The organism is Streptomyces sp. NPDC090083 (genome assembly GCF_044747445.1).
In the GTDB taxonomy this organism is placed as follows: domain Bacteria; phylum Actinomycetota; class Actinomycetes; order Streptomycetales; family Streptomycetaceae; genus Streptomyces.
In genome coordinates this window covers 680,952-698,105 of the sequence record NZ_JBIVED010000001.1, presented here as the reverse complement: position 1 = coordinate 698,105, position 17,154 = coordinate 680,952, and the positions used below count along the sequence as shown (strand labels likewise).

Below are 17,154 nucleotides of genomic sequence, written 5' to 3'. Positions count from 1 at the left end.
ATGTTAGCGGCCCGACATGGCTGGTACGTACCGGTGTTCGACGTGTGGCGCTCGTGTGACAGTGGCGCGAGGTGGTCTGTTGGGGGCATGGCAATGTGGCTACGCTGCGCGGACGGTCCCGACTGGAGGTACGGATGCGTCGCCCTGTGGCACGGAAACTGTCGGTCCTGGCGGTCTCGGCCGCCGTCGTGTCGGTCGGGGCGGCGGCCCCACCGGCCGCCACGAGCGGCACGCCGAAGAAGGTTCCGGTCGCCGTCGGCTACGGCGGTGCCGTCGCGAGCGTCGACGCCGACGCCACCGCCGCCGGTATCGAGGTGCTGAGGAAGGGCGGCAACGCGGTCGACGCGGCCGTCGCCACCGCCGCCGCGCTCGGCGTCACCGAGCCCTACTCCTCCGGCATCGGCGGAGGCGGCTACTTCGTCTACTACGACGCCAAGTCCCGTACCGTGCACACCATCGACGGCCGTGAGACCGCCCCGCTGAGCGCCGACTCCGATCTCTTCGTGGAGAACGGCAAGCCCCTCTCCTTCGCCGACGCCGTCACCAGCGGGCTCAGCGTCGGCACCCCGGGCTCGCCCGCCACCTGGCAGACCGCGCTCGACCAGTGGGGCAGCCGGTCGCTCGGCACGGTCCTGAAGCCCGCCGAGCGCATCGCGAGCGACGGCTTCACGGTGGACGACACCTTCCGCAGCCAGACGGCGGCCAACGAGACCCGCTTCCGCTACTTCCCCGACACCGCAAGGCTGTTCCTGCCCGGCGGACAGCTCCCCGTCGTCGGCTCCACCTTCAGGAACCCCGAACTCGCCAAGACCTACAAGGAACTGGGCAAGAAGGGGATCGGCGCGATCTACCACGGCGACCTCGGCAAGGACATCCTCGCCACGGTCAACAAGCCGAAGGTGGACCCGGGTTCGGGCTACAACGCCCGCCCCGGCAAGCTGACCGCCAAGGACCTCGCCCGGTACCGCGCCAAGCTCCAGGCGCCCACGAGGACCTCGTACCGCGGACTCGGCGTCTACTCCATCGCGCCCTCCTCCTCCGGCGGCACGACCGTCGGCGAGGCCCTCAACATCCTTGAGAAGACCGACCTTTCGAAGGCGAGCGAGGTGCAGTACCTGCACCACTACATCGAGGCCAGCCGGATCGCGTTCGCGGACCGGGGGCGCTGGGTCGGCGACCCCGCCTTCGAGGACGTACCGGCGAAGGAACTCCTCTCGCAGCGGTTCGCCGACTCGCGCGCCTGCCTCATCAAGGACGACGCGGTCCTCACCAGCCCGCTCGCGCCCGCCGACCCGCGCCACCCGACGCCCTGCACCGCCAGGGGGACGGCCGCCCCGACGACCTACGAGGGCGAGAACACCACCCACCTCACCGTCGCCGACAAGTGGGGCAACGTCGTCTCCTACACCCTCACCATCGAGCAGACCGGCGGCAGCGCGATGACCGTGCCCGGCCGGGGATTCCTGCTCAACAACGAGCTGACCGACTTCTCCTTCACCCCGGCCAACCCGGCCGTCCACGACCCGAACCTGCCCGGTCCGGGCAAGCGCCCGCGCTCGTCGATCTCCCCGACGATCGTCCTCGACCGGCACGACAGGCCTGTGGTGGCGCTCGGTTCACCCGGTGGCGCGACCATCATCACCACCGTGCTCCAGACCCTCACCGAGTTCCTCGACCGCGGTCTCCCGCTCGTCGACGCGATCGCCGCGCCCCGCGCCAGCCAGCGCAACGCGGCCACGACGGAACTCGAACCCGCCCTCTACGGCAGCGACGTGAAGAAGCAGCTGGAGGCCATCGGGCACGCCTTCACCCTGAACCCGGAGATCGGCGCGGCGACGGGTGTGCAGCGGCTGCCGAACGGCGAGTGGCTGGCCGCGGCGGAGAAGGTACGACGCGGCGGCGGGTCGGCGATGGTCGTCGACCCGGCGCACTAGGCCCTGGGCGCGCGAGCGCGCTCAGCGGGCCGTGAGGATCCTCGGGCCGTCGTCCGTGATCGCCACCGTGTGTTCCACGTGGGCGGCGCGCGAACCGTCGTTCGTCTTGAGGGTCCAGCCGTCCTTCGCCGCGTGGTAGTCGTCCCGGCCGCTCGCGATGAGCATCGGTTCGATGGCGATGACCATGCCGTGGCGGAGGGGGAGGCCGCGGCCGGGGCGGCCCTCGTTCGGGACCCCGGGGTCCTCGTGCATCTGGCGGCCGATGCCGTGGCCGCCGAAGTCCTCCATGATGCCGTAGCCCGCGCCGCGGCACACCGTGCCGATCGCGTGGGCGATGTCGCCGATGCGGTTGCCGACGACGGACGCCTCGATGCCCGCCGCGAGGGCGCGCTCGGCCGCGTCGATCAGGCGGACGTCGGCGGGGCGGGGCGTGCCGACGATGAAGCTGATCGCCGAGTCTCCGGCCCAGCCGCCCAGCTTGGCGCCGAAGTCCATCGAGACCAGGTCGCCGTCGCGCAGCCGGTAGCCGTCCGGGATGCCGTGCACGATCGCGTCGTTCACGGAGGCGCAGATGACCGCCGGGAACGGGGTGGGCGCGAAGGCGGGGCGGTAGCCCAGGAAGGGTGAGGTGGCGCCTGCCTCGCGCAGCACCCCGTGCGCCAGCTCGTCCAGTTCCAGCAGGGACACGCCCACGTCGGCGGCCTCCCGCACGGCCGTGAGGGCACGGGCCACGACCTGGCCCGCCTCGTACATCGCATCGATAGACGTGTCCGTCTTGAGTTCCACCATGCCAATTACTATACCGGTATTAGAATGACGGCATGGTACGCACCCCTCTCACCCCCGAAGAGCGCGAACGCGGCGAACGGCTCGGCCGGCTGATCCGCGAGGCGCGGGCCGGCCGCAGCATGACCGAGGTGGCGGCGCGGGCGGGCATCTCGGCGGAGACCCTCCGCAAGATCGAGACGGGCCGGGCACCGACGCCGGCCTTCTTCACCGTCGCCGCCCTCGCCGAGGCGCTCGGCCTCTCCATGGACCAACTCGTCCTCAGGTGCGCGCCGTTGGCGGTCTGAGCCGAGTCCGCGCAGTGCGCCCGAGTGGAGACGTGTGCCGTATCTGACCCTGCTCCGGCGCCCCTTCGTCGTGCGCCTGCTCGCCGGTTCCCTCGTCGGCCGCATGCCCAGCGCCATGGCCGCCCTCGCGATCGCCCTCACCCTCCGCGAGGCGGGCGCGGGCTACCGCCTCGTCGGCCTCGCCACCGGCGTCTTCGCCGTGGCCGGTGCGATCGGCGGCCCCCTGCTCGGCCGCCTGGTCGACCGCACCGGACAGCCGCGCGTGCTCATCGCCTCCGCCGTGGTCTCCGGCCTGGGCTACGTCCTCCTCGCCCTCGCCCCCGGGTCGGTCCCCGGCAGCCTCGGCGGGGCCGTCGTGGCGGGCGCCGCCGCGCCGCCGCTGGAGCCGTGCCTGCGGGCACTGTGGCCCGAGCTGGTGGCCGAGGAGGAGGTCCAGTCGGCCTACGCCGTGGACGCCGGGGCGCAGGAGATCGTCTTCATCGCGGGGCCGCTGGCCGTCGCCGGTGCCGCCGCGCTCGGCCCCGCGCCGCTCGCGCTGTGGCTGGCGGCCGGGCTGGGACTGCTCGGCTCCCTGGTGACGGCCACCGCCCGGCCCTCCCGGGAATGGCGGACCCGGACCCGGGACGCGCACTGGCTCGGCCCGCTGCGCAGCCCCGCGCTGCTCCTGCTGCTCGTCGCCCTGTTCGGGGCCGGCTGGGCCCTCGGCGGCTTCAACGTGTTCAGCGTCGCCTACGCCGAACAGCACCAAGTGCCCGGCGGCGCGGGCCTGTTGATGTCCCTGTCGGCCTTCGGCGCGCTGCTCGGGGCCGTCGCCCACGGAGCCCTGCGGTGGAGCGCCGACGCACCGCTGAAGGCCGTGGCGCTGTGTGCCGGGATGGCCGGGGCGTACTGGCTGGTGGCGCTCGTGCCCGGGCCCGCCGGTGCCTGCCTGGTGGCGGCCGGCACCGGTGTCTTCTTCGCGCCCCTGCTCACCGTGTCCTTCGGGCTGGTCGGCGAACTCGCCCCGGACGGCACGGTGACGGAGGCCTTCGCCTGGCTGGTGACCCTGATCGGCGCCGGTCTCGCCGCCGGATCGGCCGTCACGGGCCTGCTCCTCGCCGCAGGGACCCTGTCGGCCGCCGCCGCGCTCGCGGCCTGCGGGGTGACCGGTGGCGCGCTGGTCCTGGCCCTGTCCCGGAGGCGGCTCGCCCTGCCCGGAACCGTACGGGAAACGACGGATACGGCATGAAACCCGGCGGGGGCGGGGTCCGGAGGCGTAGGCTCCCAGACCTCTGCGCCCGGCTCGAAAAGCTTCCGTAGCCGCGTCGTAACACGAATGGTGTTTTCTACGGATCGGAGTATTCCGGTCTGGCGGGAGTTGGGGCATGGGTGTGGATCAACTCCCCGTCCAGGTGAGGGAGTTCGCGAACTACCTCGATGGACTGCTGGCACGCCTCGACCAGGGCGGCGGTTGGTGCGGGGTGTTCTGGCAGCGCGACCCCGAGGGCATGCAGGCCTGTCTCCACGGGCGTGAGGTCCCGCCCTGGGACGTGGTGGAGGCCCTCTTCCAGGACCTCGCGGCCGAGTACGGCCCGGGCGCCGTGGCCCAGGAGAAGGACCGCGCCCGCGCCCTGCACACGGCCGCCCTCGCCGCGTTCGACGCCCGCCCCGGCAGCCGCGACGCCCTCGGCGACCGGCTCGACGTGATGCTCCGCGAGCAGAGGTACGCGGCCGAACGGCAGGCGGAACTGGGCCGGTTGCTCAACTCCGCCGCCACCCAGGAGGCGGCCGACGCCCTCCGCCTCGACCTCGCCTGGGCCCACGACGACCACGAACGCGCCACCGCCCGCTGCGCCGAACTCCGCTCGCGCATCGAGGAGTTGGACAACCGCTCCCGCACCCGGGCGGCCTCGGCCGTCCCGCCCGACCGCCACGGCGACGTGTTCCGCGTCGACGACACGTCCGCCGCCCACCGGCTGCCGCGCCAGCGTGACCCCGGGGACGGACGGCACGGCCACGACCCCGCCGGCCGCGGCCGTCAGGGCGCCGAACCCCGGCACCGCGACGGCCGGGGCTACGCGGAGTTCGAACGCGCGAACCCCGGCTTCGACGGCCAGGACGCGCGGCAGGACTTCGGCAGGCCCGGACCCGCGTCCCGGCACGGCGCCCCGGACCCCGTGGACGGCGGTTTCGAAGACCCCGGGACCACCTCCGGCCACGACGCCGACCCCCTGGACGACGGCCTCGCGGACCCCGAGCCCGCCCCCGCGGACCCGCCCCACCCCAAGCAGCGCAAGCGCCGCCGCGGCAGCGCCCGCTTCGCCGGCCTGGCCGAGGACGACGCCGCCACCCCCACCCCGGACCCCGCGGCCGTCGTACCGGAACCGCCCGCACCCGCGCCCGCCGCCCGGCGCGGCCCGCGCGGAGCCCGTTTCGCCGGGGCCGCCGCCCGGCCGGTGGAGCGGGCGCAGCCGCAGCGGGAGGCACTGGACGCGGAGGCGCGGCAGGAGACCGTGGAGGCCGTGCGGCGGCTGGTGGAGCTGCGCCGTGAGGGCCGTAGCGGCGAGGCGCACGCGCTGCTCGCCGAGGCCGCCTACTGGCCCGCCGCGCGCTTCCCGCTGCTCGCGGCCGAGCTCCAGCGCGCCGGGCTCGGCGCGGACTGGGCCACGCTGCTGTGGGAGGCCGCCTCGCTGCCCGCCGACCGGCTGGTCGGCGCGGCGGACGCGCTGGCCGCGGCGGGCCGCACGGCGGACGGCGAGCAGATCCTGCGCCAGGGCGTCGCCCGCCCCGCCGCCGAGATCGGCGAGGCCGTCCTCGCGCTGGCCGCGGAGGGGCGCCGCCGGGAGATCGGCGCCCTGCTCGACGTGTACGTCAGGGTCCGCACCCCCGAGGAAGTCGCCCGCAGTGTCGCCGCCGACCCGCAGCGGCTGGTCCCGCTGCTGGTGGAGGCCGCGCAGAACGCGTCGGACGAGTGCCACTGGAACCTGGTGCACGCCCTGCGGGTGGCGGGCTTCACCGCGTGAGCGCCCCGCCGGGCGAGCGGCGGGGTGCGCAGGACCCGGCTACCCGGCGCAGCGGCTCACCCACCGGAGGGTGAAACAGGATCGACTCCGCGGGTTAACGACGATGGTCTTGGCAAGGCTCCTCCGGAGGCTTACGTTCATCCCTCTACGGCCTCGTCTACGGGCGTAGAGGCTCTGGCGTCCCGTCGAAGGAGCAGCTCATGGCCAACGTCGTACGCGCCGCTCTGGTCCAGGCCACCTGGACCGGCGACACCGAGTCCATGGTGGCGAAACACGAGGAACACGCCCGCGAGGCGGCCCGCCAGGGTGCCAGGATCATCGGGTTCCAGGAGGTGTTCAACGCCCCCTATTTCTGTCAGGTCCAGGAACCCGAGCACTACGGCTGGGCCGAGCCGGTGCCCGACGGGCCGACCGTGCGCCGTATGCAACAGCTCGCGCGTGAGACCGGCATGGTGATCGTCGTCCCCGTCTTCGAGATCGAGCAGGACGGCTTCTACTACAACACCGCGGCCGTGATCGACGCCGACGGCACCTTCCTCGGCAAGTACCGCAAGCACCACATCCCGCAGGTCAAGGGCTTCTGGGAGAAGTACTACTTCAAGCCGGGCAACGCGGGCTGGCCCGTCTTCGACACGGCCGTCGGCAAGGTCGGCGTCTACATCTGCTACGACCGCCACTTCCCCGAGGGCTGGCGTCAACTCGGCCTCAACGGAGCCCAGTTGGTCTACAACCCGTCCGCCACCTCGCGCGGCCTCTCCGCCTACCTCTGGCAGCTGGAACAGCCGGCCGCCGCCGTCGCCAACGAGTACTTCATCGCCGCGATCAACCGTGTGGGACAGGAGGAGTACGGGGACAACGACTTCTACGGGACGTCGTACTTCGTCAACCCGCGAGGCCAGTTCGTCGGTGAGGTCGCCAGCGACAAGGACGAGGAACTCGTCGTCCGTGACCTGGACTTCGGGCTGATCGAGGAAGTACGCCAGCAGTGGGCGTTCTACCGCGACCGGCGTCCCGACGCCTACGAAGGGCTGGTGCAGCCGTGACCAAGGACTTGCTGGGACGCCACCGGGACGTACTCCCCGACTGGCTGGCCCTCTACTACCAGGACCCGCTGGAGATCACGCACGGAGAGGGCCGGTACGTCTGGGACGCCGAGGGCACCAGGTACCTCGACTTCTTCGGCGGCATCCTCACCACCATGACCGCGCACGCGCTCCCCGAGGTCACCAAGGCGGTGAGCGAGCAGGCCGGGCGGATCAACCACTCGTCCACGCTCTACCTCAACCGGCCGATGGTCGAACTCGCCGAGCGCGTCGCCCAGTTGTCCGGCATCCCGGACGCCCGCGTCTTCTTCACCACCTCGGGCACCGAGGCCAACGACACCGCGCTGATGCTCGCCACGGCCTACCGGCGCAGCAACCAGATCCTGGCGATGCGCAACAGCTACCACGGCCGTTCCTTCAGCACGGTCGGCATCACCGGCAACCGCGGCTGGTCCCCGACCTCCCTCTCCCCGCTCCAGACGCTCTACGTCCACGGCGGTGTGCGCACGCGCGGCCCCTACGCCGACCTGACCGACGCCGCGTTCATCGCGGCCTGCGTCGAGGACCTCAAGGACCTCCTCGGTCACGTCCGGCCGCCCGCCGCGCTGATCGCCGAACCCATCCAGGGCGTCGGCGGGTTCACCTCCCCGCCCGACGGCCTGTACGCCGCGTTCCGCGAAGTCCTCGCCGAGCACGGGGTGTTGTGGATCGCCGACGAGGTGCAGACCGGCTGGGGCCGCACCGGCGACCACTTCTGGGGCTGGCAGGCCCACGCGGAGAACGGTCCGCCTGACATCCTCACCTTCGCCAAGGGCATCGGCAACGGCATGTCCGTCGGCGGCGTCGTCGCCCGCGCCGACATCATGAACTGCCTGGACTCCAACAGCATTTCGACCTTCGGCGGAACCCAGGTCACCATGGCGGCCGGTCTCGCCAACCTCACCTACCTGCTGGAGCACGACCTCCAGGGCAACGCCCGCCGCGTCGGCGGCCTCCTCATCGAGCGGCTGCGAGCCGTCACCGCCCAGCATCCCGGCGTACGGGAAGTGCGCGGACGCGGCCTGATGATCGGCGTCGAACTGGTGCGGCCGGGCACCGACGAGGCCGCCCCGAAGGCGGCGTCCGCCGTGCTCGAAGCGGCCCGCGAGGGCGGCCTGCTGATCGGCAAGGGCGGCGGCCACAACACCAGCGCCCTGCGCGTCGCCCCGCCGCTGTCCCTGACCGTCGCGGAGGCCGAGGAGGGCGCCGCGATCCTCGAACAGGCCCTGCGGAGCACGCAGTCGTAGAGCGGTACAGCGGTACGAGCAAGGGAAACACGCTATGGCCACCATCCCGGACACCCTGGAGCCCGCGCTGTCGGTGCGCCAGGTCCTCGCCCTGGAACGGGTCCTCGCCGGGGAGCCCGAGGTGGTGGCCGGGGCGGGCCAACTCGACCGGCCCGTACGGTGGGTGCACGTCGCCGAGGCCGCCGACGTCGGCGTGATGCTCACCGGCGGCGAGATGGTCCTCACCACCGGCGTGCTCCTCGCCGACGACGAGGCGGCCCAGGCCGAGTACATCCAGTCCCTGCACCGCGCCGAGGCGTCCGCCGTCGTCCTCGGTCTCGGACGGGCCTTCCCCGCGCCACCGGACGTGATGCGCCGCGCGGCCGAGCGCTGCGGGCTGCCCATGGTGGTGCTCCACCGGCCCTTTCCCTTCGCGGAGTTGACGGAGGAGGTCCAGTCCCGGCTGGTACGGCGGAAGTTCGCCGCCGTCAGCCTCTCCGAGGCGGTACGGACCGCGCTCACCGCACTCATCACCGGCGGCGCCCCGCTGCAGAGCCTGCTCGACGAGGTCGCCGCGCACAGCGCCTGCCCCGTCGTCGTCACCAACCTCGCGCACCGGGTCCTCGCCACGGCGGGGGAGCGGTCGGCGGTGGACGACGTACTGCGCGACTGGGAACGCATCGCCCGGCAGGCCGGCGGCAGCGAGGGCGACGGCTGGATCCGCGCCGAACTGGGCGGACGCGGCGAGCGCTGGGGACAGATCATGCTGTGCGGCTACCGGGGCGACGACGCCACCGGCCGCCTCCTCGCCGACCGCGCCGCCGAGGCCCTCGTCCTGCACCGCATGCTCGGCGGCTCCGCCCACACCTGGGAGGAACAGTCCGCGCAGAGCCTGCTGACCGACCTGGTGAGCGGTGTCGTGGCGGCCCGCCACCTCCTGCCCCGCGCCCGCGCGGCCGGACTCCCCGTCAACCGGCGCACCTTCGTCCCGCTGGTCGTACGCGATGGCGACACCGCCCAACTCGACCGGGTGCTAAGGCTGTTGGGGCTCCCCGGACTGGTCGCGGAACTCGCCGACGGAGTCACCGCCGTCCTCCTCAGCCTGCCTCGCGACCAGGACGCGGACGCCCTCGCCGCGCACTTCGCGAGCCGGCTGCGCACCGAGTCGGGGGCGTTGAAGGCGGTGGTGGCGGCCGCCGGGCAGCGCACCGTCTGGGACGACGTGCCCGCCGGTCTCCGCGAGGCACAGCACGTGGCCGACGCCGTCGCCGACTCCAGCGACGCCCTCGAACTGCCCGCCGTCGTACGCCTCAAGGACGTCCATCTGCGCGGCCTGATCCGGCTGTTGAGGGACGACCCGCAGGTGCAGTCCTTCGCGGAGCGGGAGTTGGACGGTCTGCTGTGCGCGGCCGACGAGGACCTGCTCGCCGTCCTGCGCACCTATCTGGCCACCGGCCGCAACAAGTCGCGCACCGCGCAGCTCCACCACGTCTCGCGGCCCGCGCTGTACCGCCGGCTGGAGGCGATAGAGGGGCGGCTCGGGGTGGACCTCGACGACTTCGAGCAGGCCGCGTCGGTGCACATCGCGCTCCTCGCGCACGACGCGCAACAGGGGTGAAACATGGAACTACCTGGGAAAACGGCGGTGAAACATGCGTCCACGCGAGGGTGACACCGTGGAACGCCACGCGTCCGCAGACGTGACACCGTGCAACTCAAAGACGACATCCGGACTTTCTAGGCTCCTGCCACACCTAGCGACCGGAGGTCCCGATGAGCACCGTGATTCGTGCCGCTCTCTTCCAGACAGCATGGACGGGCGACAAGGAGTCCATGATCCAGGTCCACGAGCAGGCGGTCCGCGACGCGGCCGCGCAGGGTGCTCAAGTCCTGTGCTTCCAGGAGCTGTTCTACGGACCGTACTTCTGCCAGGTCCAGGACAAGGCGTTCTACGAGTACGCCGAGGCGATCCCGGACGGCCCGATCGTCAAGCGCTTCCAGGCCCTCGCCAGGGAACACGGCATCGTCCTGATCCTGCCGATGTACGAGGAGGAGCAGCCGGGCGTCCTCTACAACACGGCCGCCGTGATCGACGCGGACGGCTCCTACCTCGGCAAGTACCGCAAGCACCACATCCCCCAAGTCCCCGGATTCTGGGAGAAGTTCTACTTCCGCCCGGGCAACAGCGGCTGGCCGGTCTTCGACACCAAGGTCGGCAGGATCGGCGTCTACATCTGCTACGACCGGCACTTCCCCGAGGGCTGGCGCGCCCTGGGCCTCGCGGGCGCCGAGATCGTCTTCAACCCCTCGGCCACCTCGCGCGGCCTGTCGGCCTACCTCTGGCAGCTGGAGCAGCCCGCTGCCGCCGCCGCCAACGAGTACTTCGTCGGTGCCATCAACCGGGTCGGTGTGGAGGAGCTGGGCGACAACGACTTCTACGGCACGACGTACTTCGTCGACCCGGAAGCCCAGTTCGTCGGCGAGGTCGCCAGCGACAAGGAGCCCGAACTGGTCGTCCGCGACCTCGACCTGGCGAAACTCCGGGAGGTCCGCGACCGCTGGCAGTTCTACCGCGACCGCCGCCCGGACGCGTACGGCCCGCTGACCGCACCGTAGGAGAACGTAGGTTCCCCCGCGCTTCTTCGGGGGGGCGCAGCCCTCCCGAAGGGGCGCGGGGAACTGCGCGACCAGCACCCACCGACCCGCACCCGACCACAACCCAGCGGAGTCAATCGATGAGCACCCGTACCGTAATCCGCGGCGGCCTAGTCATCACCGCGTCCGACGAACTCCACGCCGACGTCCTGATCGAGGACGGCCGCATCGCCGCCCTCGCCACCTCCGGCACGGCCGTCGCCGACGCCTGGACCGCCGACCGGGTCATCGACGCCACCGGGAAGTACGTCATCCCGGGCGGAGTCGACGCCCACACCCACATGGAGATGCCGTTCGGCGGGACGAAGGCGGCCGACACCTTCGAGACCGGCACCCGGGCCGCCGCCTGGGGCGGTACGACCACCATCGTCGACTTCGCGATCCAGAGCGTCGGCGGCGCCCTCCGCGAGGGCCTCGACGCCTGGCACGCCAAGGCCGAGGGCAACTGCGCCGTCGACTACGGCTTCCACATGATCGTCTCCGACGTCAACGAGGACACCCTCAAGGAGATGGACCTGCTGGTGCAGGAGGGCGTCACCTCCTTCAAGCAGTTCATGGCCTACCCGGGCGTCTTCTACAGCGACGACGGCCAGATCCTCCGCGCCATGCAACGCGCCGCCGACAACGGCGGGTTGATCATGATGCACGCCGAGAACGGCATCGCGATCGACGTCCTCGTGGAGCAGGCCCTCGCCCGCGGCGAGACCGACCCGCGCTACCACGGCGAGGTCCGCAAGGCCCTCCTCGAAGCCGAGGCCACCCACCGCGCCATCAAGCTCGCCCAGGTCGCCGGCGCCCCGCTCTACGTCGTGCACGTCTCCGCGATGGAGGCCGTCGCCGAACTGGCCCGGGCGCGCGACGAGGGCCTGAACGTCTTCGGCGAGACCTGTCCCCAGTACCTGTTCCTGTCCACGGACAACCTCGCCGAGCCCGGCTTCGAGGGCGCGAAGTACGTGTGCAGCACGCCACTGCGCCCTCAGCAGCACCAGGCCAAGCTGTGGCAGGGCCTGCGCACCAACGACCTCCAGGTGGTCTCCACCGACCACTGCCCCTTCTGCTTCGTGGGCCAGAAGGAGCTGGGCCGAGGCGACTTCTCGAAGATCCCGAACGGCATGCCGGGCGTCGAGAACCGCATGGACCTGCTCCACCAGGGCGTCGTCGACGGCCACATCAGCCGCCGCCGCTGGATCGAGATCGCCTGCGCCACCCCGGCGCGGATGTTCGGCCTCTACCCGAAGAAGGGCACCATCGCCCCGGGCGCCGACGCCGACGTCGTCATCTACGACCCGACGGCCGAGCAGACCGTCTCCGCCGAGACCCACCACATGAACGTCGACTACTCGGCGTACGAGGGCAAGCGCCTCACCGGCCGGGTCGAGACGGTGCTCTCGCGCGGCGAGCCCGTCATCACCGAGCGGGAGTACACCGGGCGCGCGGGCCACGGCGTCTACACCCCGCGTTCCACCTGTCAGTACCTCAACTAGGAGTGGCGCCCATGGACTTCGGTCTCGTCCTGCAGACCGACCCGCCAGCCTCGCGGGTCATCAGCCTGATGAAGCGCGCCGAGCGCAACGGCTTCACCTACGGCTGGACCTTCGACTCCGCCGTGCTGTGGCAGGAGCCGTTCGTGATCTACAGTCAGATCCTGGCCAACACCACCAAGTTGACGGTCGGCCCGATGGTCACCAACCCGGGCACCCGGACCTGGGAGGTCACCGCCTCCACCTTCGCGACCCTGAACGACATGTTCGGCAACCGCACGGTGTGCGGCATCGGCCGCGGCGACTCCGCGATGCGGGTGGCGGGCCGGACCCCCAACACCCTGGCCCGGATCAGCGAGGCCATGAAGGTCATCAGGGCGCTCGGCTCCGGCCAGGAGGCGGACCTCGGCGGCACCGTCGTCAGGTTCCCCTGGGCCAAGGAGGACGCCCGGCTCCCGGTCTGGATGGCCGCGTACGGCCCCAAGGCGCTCAAGATGACCGGCGAGGAGGCCGACGGCTTCATCCTCCAGCTCTCGGACCTCTACCTCACCGAGTACATGGTCAAGGCGGTGAAGGACGCGGCCGTGGCAGCGGGCCGTGACCCCTCCGAGGTCAAGATCTGCGTGGCCGCGCCCGCCTACGTCACCGAGGACGACTCGCCCGAGGCGCTCGCCCACGCGCGCGACCAGTGCCGCTGGTTCGGCGGCATGGTCGGCAACCACGTCGCTGACCTCGTCTCCAAGTACGGCGCGCACTCCGCCGCCGTGCCCGAGGAACTCACCGACTACATCAAGGCCCGCGAGGGGTACGACTACGCGCACCACGGCCGCTCCGACAACCCCGACACGGCCTTCGTGCCCGACGAGATCGTCGACCGCTTCTGCGTCATCGGCTCGGCCGAGAAGCAGATCGAGAAGCTCAACGCCCTGAAGGAGCTGGGCGTCGACCAGTTCGCCGTCTACGACATGCACGACGCGCAGGAAGCGACGATCGACGCCTACGGGGCGAAGATCATCCCGGCGGTCAACGCCTAGCCTGCACAACCCCGTTGGTCTCCCCCTTCCCGCCGTCCCGGGAAGGGGGGCAAGGGCGCTCCCCACGCGCACCCCCCCGGCTCGCCCGCACGGCCTCTCCCGTCCCACCTCATCCGATTGGCCTGCCCATGACCGACACCGCTCCCACAGCCATACCGCCGACCTCTCAAGTCACCCTCACCGACGGGCGGGTGGAGCTCGCCCCCGGATCCCCGCCGCCCAGCGGTCCCTACGCCAACGACGACCTGCTGCCGGTCCCCGTCGAGAAGCGCACCTGGACCACGTACAACTTCTCCGCGCTGTGGGTCGGCATGGCCCACAACACGGCGTCCTGGACGCTCGCTTCGGGTCTCATCGCCGTCGGCATGGACTGGAAGCAGGCGGTGTTCACCATCGCCCTGGCCAACCTCATCGTGCTCGTGCCGATGCTGCTCACCGGGCACGCCGGACCGAAGTACGGCATCCCCTTCCCGGTCTTCGCACGTGCCTCGTTCGGTGTGCGCGGCGCCAACCTCCCCGCTGTCGTACGGGCGTTGGTGGCCTGCGGCTGGTTCGGCATCCAGACCTGGATCGGCGGTGAGGCGATCTACTTCCTCGCCGGCAAGCTGATCGGGGACAGCTGGGCGAACGCCTCGCACATCGGCGGGTACGCCTGGACGATGTGGCTGTCGTTCGCGCTCTTCTGGGTGCTCCAGGTCGCCATCATCTACCGGGGGATGGAGACGATCCGGCGCTTCGAGAACTGGGCGGCGCCCTTCGTGCTCGTCGGCGCCTTCGTCATGCTGTGGTGGATGAGCAGCAAGGCCGGCGGCTTCGGCCCGCTCTTCGACCAGCCCTCCAAGCTCGGCTGGGGCGGCAGCTTCTGGAAGCTGTTCTGGCCCTCGCTCATGGGCATGATCGGCTTCTGGTCCACGCTGTCCCTGAACATCCCGGACTTCACCCGCTACGGCAAGAGCCAGAAGGCCCAGACATGGGGCCAGGCCCTCGGCCTGCCCACCACCATGACCCTGTTCGCGTTCCTGTCGGTGCTGGTCACCTCCGGTTCGCAGGCGGTCTACGGCACGGCGATCTGGGACCCGGTGCAGCTGGCCGCGAAGACCGACAACGTGGTGGGCCTGCTGTACGCGCTGGTGACCGTGCTGGTCGCGACCCTGTCCGTGAACATCGCGGCCAACCTGGTCTCGCCCGCCTTCGACTTCTCCAACATCGCGCCCCGGAAGATCAGCTTCCGCACCGGCGCCCTGATCACCAGCGTCCTCGCGGTGCTGATCTTCCCCTGGAAGCTGTACTCGGACCCGCAGGGCTACATCTTCACCTGGCTCGGCCTGGTCGGCGGTCTGCTCGGCACGGTCGCCGGCATCCTCATCGCCGACTACTGGATCCTGCGCCGCGGCACGCTCGACCTCACCGACCTGTACCGCGCGGGCGGCCGCTACTGGTACGACGGCGGCTGGAACTGGCGGGCCGTCGTCGCCTTCGTGGCCGGTGGCGTCCTCGCCGTCGGCGGCGCCGACTTCCACCCGCTGATCGACGGCCGGCCCATCCCGGCCCTGTCCTCGCTCGCCGACTACGGCTGGGCGGTGGGCCTGGGCACGTCGATGGTGCTCTACGTGGTGCTCACCCTGCTGACCGGCAGGAAGACGGCGCCGGCCGAGGCGTAGGACCCGGGCGGGAGGGCGGCGGGGCCTACGCGGCCTTGCCGCCCTCCAGCGCGGTGACCGCCTCCTTGGCGGCCTTGATCGCACCCTTGTTGATGACGTCCGTGCTCGGCGCCTTCTTGTTCTCGAAGTCGCTGCCGTTGTACGTGACGGTCACCAGCGCGTTGCCCGCGCGGACGACGACCGTGCCCTCACGCGTCTGCTGCTTGTCCTCCGTGGTGAGGTTCACGATGGAGTACGCGGAGTCGCCGAGCCCCGGAACCGCGCCCCCGCCGCTCTTCTCCGTGGTCGTCTGCGTGTACGACTTCTGCGCCGCCGCATCCGAGTCCGTGATCTCGTACGACACGTCGAGCCAGCGGTAGTCGTACCCCTTGAGCGCGTTCCACGAGCAGGTGCGGCGGACCTTCGTGTCCGTCGACGGGATCTCCTTGCCGTCCGTCTTCGCCCCCGGCACCAGCGACTTGAGCGTCGCCACCGACACGCTTCCGCACGGCGCGGGGGAGGTGGAGTACGCCTTGGCCACGGTGGGCGCCGTCGGCGCCGAGGACTCGGGCGAGGCCCCGGAGTCGGGCGTCGACTTGTGCTCGGCGGTCGTCGTCGCGGCGAACGGGCCGGACGTCAGGGCCCAGCCCATCGTGGCGAGCACGACGACCGGCGACAGACGTGCGGTGAGGGCGAGCGGCAGAGGAAGAGAACGCAAGTCGCACTTCTCGTGGGGGAAGGGTGCGGAGCGGGTCCGCACTGCGGACGGGGACGCCAGTCTCACATGACTCCCTGTGAGGCGGAAGTACGAACTCGCTGCGTGCCTGTGCGGTGACACAGCCTCACGACCGGCGGGGTGTGTGCCCCCTTATGTCCGCGGCTCAGGTGCGTGTAACGGCCACCCGCATCGTCGTCTCGATCCGCTCCACGGCCGCGAACGCCCCGTACGCGACGAGCCGCACGAGACCCGCGTCACCGTCCGGCGGCCTCCGCCAGGCGGCCACGTCCTCGTCCGTGATCCGGTACGGCGCGAGCGCGGCCAGCACCGCGAGCCGCGCCGCGGGCCGCTCCCGCCGGTTCGGGAAGCCCCGCAGCACGACCGGCGGATGCGACCCGTCCCAGGCCCACAGCGTCTCCCGCACGAGCGTCCGGTCGCCCGCGTCGAGCAGCTCGCCGCCCGCGAGCGCGGCCGTGCGCAGGGCGTCGTAGGCAGGGCCCACAGGAGTCCCCGCCGCCCAGTGCGGCCCCGGTCCCGGCGAGTCGAGCAGCGGAAGCGCCGCTCCCGGTACGGCGGTGCGGCGCACGGTGCGGCCGACGGACCGCCCCGCGAGGCTGCGGACCGCCCGGAACCGCTGGGCGTTGCCCGGCAGGAGCCGCTCGGTCAGCAGGGCCGACACGACACGGTTGATGAAGTGGAAGGCGAGGGCGGTGCCCAGGTAGGCGGGAGCCTCCTCGCGCGGGAACGGGAACGGCGTCAGCTCCGCGCCCGGGACCCGCGTCCTGCGCCCCCAGTCGAGCACGCGCGCGTGGACCTCGTCCTCCGGTGTGCCGCCCCGGGCCAGGTGCTCGGCGAGGGCGTGGTCGCCGGTGGCGTGCAGCAGGACGGTGTGCGCGTCCGCGCAGAACGGACACTTGTTGGCGAGCGAGACCCCGAGCGCGGCCAGCTCCTTGCCGGTCCGGCTGCCGGCGCCGGCGATCAGCGACTCTCGCATCAACGCCCAGGCGGGCGCGAGGAGTTCGGGTGCGGAGGACAGGACCACGAAGGTCGGGGGCCGCTCGATGCCGAAGTCGGCGGCGATCTGCTCGAAGACCTCGGCGGCGCGGCCCGTGGCGGACCTGGGCGACGGGGGCAGGGTGTGCCGGAAGGGTGTGGACATGGCAGCAGCGTGCGCGCCGGGGGCGGCCCGGGTCGTCGTACGGGCGGAGGCAGTCGGGGCTACGACGGGGAGGGACCGGGCGGCGCGGACTACTACGGGGGGAGTAGTCCAGGAGTTGTCCACAGGGCTGACGCCCGTGTCGGCGCGGCG

General features: G+C 71.8%; 14 protein-coding genes. 11 read left to right on the top strand and 3 right to left on the bottom strand.

Features of this window, described 5'->3' with window-relative positions; translation table 11 throughout:
- Positions 1–134 precede the first annotated feature (134 nt).
- The gene (ggt, locus tag ACIPTO_RS02895; RefSeq protein WP_401188949.1) at positions 135–1,934 is read left to right on the top strand and encodes a gamma-glutamyltransferase; all 1,800 of its coding nucleotides are present in this window, start codon (positions 135–137) and stop codon (positions 1,932–1,934) included.
- 21 nt (positions 1,935–1,955) lie between these two features.
- Here ggt and map read toward each other — a convergent pair whose 3' ends face one another.
- Entirely contained in the window at positions 1,956–2,723 is a 768-nt protein-coding gene (gene map / locus ACIPTO_RS02890) for a type I methionyl aminopeptidase (RefSeq protein WP_366311752.1), read from the bottom strand.
- A 32-nt stretch (positions 2,724–2,755) separates the two neighbouring features.
- Here map and ACIPTO_RS02885 point away from each other — a divergent pair, with 32 nt between their 5' ends.
- From ACIPTO_RS02885 to ACIPTO_RS02840, 10 genes are all read left to right on the top strand, one after another.
- Positions 2,756–3,007 carry a helix-turn-helix transcriptional regulator gene (locus ACIPTO_RS02885; protein ID WP_366311750.1) on the top strand — a complete coding sequence of 84 codons (252 nt, stop codon included), beginning with the start codon at positions 2,756–2,758 and terminating at the stop codon, positions 3,005–3,007.
- A 34-nt stretch (positions 3,008–3,041) separates the two neighbouring features.
- A complete protein-coding gene (locus ACIPTO_RS02880) occupies positions 3,042–4,235 on the top strand; it encodes an MFS transporter (RefSeq protein WP_401188945.1) in 1,194 nt (397 codons plus the stop codon).
- 136 nt (positions 4,236–4,371) lie between these two features.
- Positions 4,372–6,009: a hypothetical protein gene (locus tag ACIPTO_RS02875; protein WP_401188944.1), complete on the top strand. Its 1,638-nt coding sequence runs from the start codon at positions 4,372–4,374 to the stop codon at positions 6,007–6,009.
- Positions 6,010–6,209: 200 nt separating this feature from the next.
- Positions 6,210–7,052 carry a nitrilase-related carbon-nitrogen hydrolase gene (locus tag ACIPTO_RS02870; protein WP_366311744.1) on the top strand — a complete coding sequence of 281 codons (843 nt, stop codon included), beginning with the start codon at positions 6,210–6,212 and terminating at the stop codon, positions 7,050–7,052.
- A complete protein-coding gene (locus ACIPTO_RS02865; protein WP_401188941.1) occupies positions 7,049–8,338 on the top strand; it encodes an aspartate aminotransferase family protein in 1,290 nt (429 codons plus the stop codon). Before ACIPTO_RS02870 ends, ACIPTO_RS02865 begins: the two co-directional genes overlap by 4 nt.
- Positions 8,339–8,372: 34 nt before the next feature.
- On the top strand, positions 8,373–9,935 hold the full coding sequence (locus tag ACIPTO_RS02860; protein WP_401188938.1) for a PucR family transcriptional regulator: 1,563 nt from the start codon (positions 8,373–8,375) through the stop codon (positions 9,933–9,935).
- Between the two features lie 155 nt (positions 9,936–10,090).
- Positions 10,091–10,933, top strand: coding sequence for a nitrilase-related carbon-nitrogen hydrolase (locus ACIPTO_RS02855; RefSeq protein ID WP_366311738.1), 843 nt, complete (start codon positions 10,091–10,093; stop codon positions 10,931–10,933).
- Between the two features lie 119 nt (positions 10,934–11,052).
- Positions 11,053–12,456, top strand: coding sequence for a dihydropyrimidinase (hydA, locus tag ACIPTO_RS02850; protein ID WP_366311736.1), 1,404 nt, complete (start codon positions 11,053–11,055; stop codon positions 12,454–12,456).
- 11 nt (positions 12,457–12,467) lie between these two features.
- Positions 12,468–13,487, top strand: a complete 1,020-nt coding sequence (locus tag ACIPTO_RS02845; RefSeq protein ID WP_366311734.1) for a TIGR03842 family LLM class F420-dependent oxidoreductase — start codon at positions 12,468–12,470, stop codon at positions 13,485–13,487.
- Between the two features lie 128 nt (positions 13,488–13,615).
- A complete protein-coding gene (locus tag ACIPTO_RS02840) occupies positions 13,616–15,148 on the top strand; it encodes an NCS1 family nucleobase:cation symporter-1 (protein ID WP_401188934.1) in 1,533 nt (510 codons plus the stop codon).
- A 25-nt stretch (positions 15,149–15,173) separates the two neighbouring features.
- Here the strand turns inward: ACIPTO_RS02840 and ACIPTO_RS02835 are convergent, their stop codons facing one another.
- Together ACIPTO_RS02835 and ACIPTO_RS02830 are read right to left on the bottom strand one after the other, a co-directional pair.
- Positions 15,174–15,845 (bottom strand): hypothetical protein, encoded by a 672-nt coding sequence (locus ACIPTO_RS02835; RefSeq protein WP_366311730.1) that lies wholly within the window; start codon positions 15,843–15,845, stop codon positions 15,174–15,176.
- 163 nt (positions 15,846–16,008) lie between these two features.
- Positions 16,009–17,004, bottom strand: a complete 996-nt coding sequence (locus tag ACIPTO_RS02830; protein ID WP_401188931.1) for a carboxymuconolactone decarboxylase family protein — start codon at positions 17,002–17,004, stop codon at positions 16,009–16,011.
- Positions 17,005–17,154 lie beyond the last annotated feature (150 nt).